The sequence below is a fragment of the Anabaena sp. CCY 9402-a genome, from assembly GCF_963920945.1.
GTDB classification, from domain to species: Bacteria; Cyanobacteriota; Cyanobacteriia; order Cyanobacteriales; family Nostocaceae; genus Trichormus; species Trichormus minutissimus.
The window spans coordinates 1-1,934 of sequence record NZ_CAWUDL010000170.1; the positions used below are offsets into that span (position 1 = coordinate 1).

Annotated in this window: 1 pseudogene; it reads left to right on the forward strand. The window is 40.8% G+C overall.

The features are described from left to right. Positions 1-103 precede the first annotated feature (103 nt). Positions 104-1,470 (forward strand): annotated as a pseudogene (locus tag ACM0OR_RS28045) (IS110 family transposase). The last annotated feature ends 464 nt before the right edge of the window (positions 1,471-1,934 follow it).

Sequence of the window (1,934 nt, forward strand, 5' to 3'; positions counted from 1 at the left end):
TAGTCAAAGGCTACTATCCCGTTTAGGAGATTAGATTTACTTGTCTACCCAGGCATGGTACACCAATCTAAATCAGCGATGCCATCAATGCAGTCCTTGTCCTATGAGCAAGTATAAAAAGCCAAAAAAGCAAGATTCAGAGCAGAATTTACTCTCCCAAATCAACTCGAATGCCGCAGGTATCGATATTGGTGCTGATAGACATTGGGTTAGTGTGCCGATGGGAAGGGATGAGGAGAATATACGCAGTTTTGCTTGTTTTACTGCCGACCTCTAAAGCAGTGCGGTGTTGATACAGTGGCAATGGAATCTACAGGGGTTTATTGGATACCTGTATTCCATATTTTGGAAAGTCGCGGTTTTGAGGTTAGACTTGTCAATGCTCACTACGTTAAAACTGTACCTGGCCGAAAAACAGATGTATTAGACTGTCAGTGGCTACAACAGTTACATACTTATGGTTTACTGTCAGGTTCATTCCGTCCAGAAGACCAAATTTGTATTTTGCGTAGCTACATACGTCAAAGGGATAATCTCATTAAAAGTGCCTGTATCCATGTACAAAGGATACAAAAAGCGTTAACGCAAATGAACATACAATTACATAGAGTCATTAGCGATATTACAGGCACTACTGGCTTGAGCATTATTAAAGCAATTCTATGTGGGGAACGCAATCCACTTAAATTAGCTACTTTGAAAGATGGGCGTATTAAAGCCACATTGGCAGAAATAGCTGCTTCTTTAACTGGAGACTATCGTCCAGAATTAGTTTTTATCCTTGAACAAGAATTACAAGTTTACGAGTTTTATCAAACTCAAATCCAAAAGTGTGACACCCAAATTGAGCAATGTCTAACTTCATTTACTGATAAAGTTGATGTCGAAAAAAAGCCCTTAGCTAAACCCAAACGTCGGGGTAAAAAGCAACCAGGCAATGCACCACAATTTGATTTACGTACACATTTATATCGAATCAGTGGCGTTGATTTTACTGCTATTGATGGTTTGGGTGCTTTAACTGTATTGGTATTGCTGTCTGAAGTTGGTTTAGACCCTACACGCTTTCCTACTGTTAAGCACTTTACTTCTTGGTTAGGTCTATGTCCTGGTAGTCGTGTTACTGGTGGTAAAGTTAAAAGTTCTAAAACTCGTCCTGTTGCTAGCCGTGCTGCAACTGCTTTTCGCATGGCGGCTCAAACTCTTTGTCGTAGCCACTCTGCTTTAGGTGCATATTACCGTCGTATGCAATCTCGGATGGGTTCTCCAAAGGCAATTACTGCTACTGCTCATAAACTGGCACGCATTTTTTATTGTCTTTGGACATCTGGCGATACCTACGCTGACCCTGGTATAGATGCTTATGAGCAACAATATCGAGAGCGCACGCTGAAAAACCTCAAGAAAAAAGCTCAAGCTTTTGGCTTAGAACTCATCCCTATTTCCAACGCTACGGAATGTGTTTCTTAGGAGCGTCCCACTGGTAGCGCTCGCTGCCCGTTACTGATGTAGAGAAACTTGTATCATGGAAAGTACCCTGACAGCTAAAACCGAATTAACAATAGTGCTTTTAAGCCTGCTTAGGAGCGTGGTTCTGGGCTTTTATGGTTACTACATTGGTGAAGTGGTATTGCCACTATCCCGTTCAGGAGATTATCTAACAAGACCAGCCCAGGTCAGGGATCTCAATATAATTTGATTCTAGAGTTGGTATTGACTCTAGAAAGTTTTTTCACGTCAGAGACTCCTTATAGTACCTAAATTTTACCGTTTTTGGTGTCTTCAACCTTTACTCCTACAGCAAAGAGTTTCTCAGGAGTCAACTCGTTCGTTTGTAATTATGGGTTCTTTTGCCATGAACCCGAACTTATACCTACTTGGTTTCTTTTGGAATATGTCTATAGGTATACTTTTTTGGCTAACTCAGAAAAAAA